At 70.8% G+C, this 780-nt stretch carries 1 protein-coding gene; it reads left to right on the top strand.

All coding sequences use genetic code 11. The features are described 5' to 3' along the window. Window positions 1-435: transposase (locus ACTNDJ_RS08945; RefSeq protein ID WP_441083574.1), on the top strand; the 435-nt coding region annotated here is incomplete at its 5' end. Window positions 436-780: the final 345 nt, after the last annotated feature.

Genomic DNA, 780 nt, shown 5'->3' on the forward strand with positions numbered 1-780 from the left:
CTCTCCTGCATCAAGGGAATCGACACCCTGACGGCCTTCAGGCTCGCAGCCGAGGCGGGCTCCTTCACGAGGTTCCGGACGGCCCCGGCCTTCGCGAGCTGGTGCGGGCTGGTCCCGTCGGAGCGCTCGAGCGGCGAGACCGAGCGGCGCGGCGGGATAACCAAGACGGGCAACCGGCTCGCCAGGACGGCGCTGGTGGAGTCGGCGTGGCACTACCTGACGTGCTCGCCCCGCCCGAAGGCCCCGGCGCCCGGCGCGGACGTCCCCGCGGCGATCCGGGCGCGCGCCGACGACTGCACCGCCAGGCTCTGCCGCCGCCGCGAGGCGCTGGCGGCGGCGGGCAAGAGCCCGTGCAAGGCAAACGCCGCCGTCGCGCGCGAGCTCGCCTGCTGGGTCTGGGAGATCGGGCGCCGGGCGGAGGGGACCCTCGGCTGACCCCGTCGGACAACAAGCCTCCCGCCGGGAGGGCCCGCGCCTCGACGCATCGCCGGCGCGCGTTCACGACCCTTTTTTGGGCAGCCCAAGGCAAGGGCCGCGCCCGTGAACAAGACTGGTTTCGGACGAGCGCGCCGGACGGAGAATCGAAATGCGGTGGGGTGCGCGGACATACCGGGCTGACCGCCGGCAGCGCGCCCGCAAGAGCCCGCGGATATTAGCTTGCCAGGCAAGCGTCGACTAAACGTGCAGCGTGCGCGGGCCCTCCCGACGGGAAACGAAAAAGCCCGGTTTAAAACCGGGCTCGAACAAACACGCCTATTGACAATGGCTTTCTCATATTAA

The sequence above is a fragment of the Collinsella sp. HCP3S3_D1 genome (assembly GCF_052064015.1).
Lineage (GTDB): Bacteria > Actinomycetota > Coriobacteriia > Coriobacteriales > Coriobacteriaceae > Collinsella.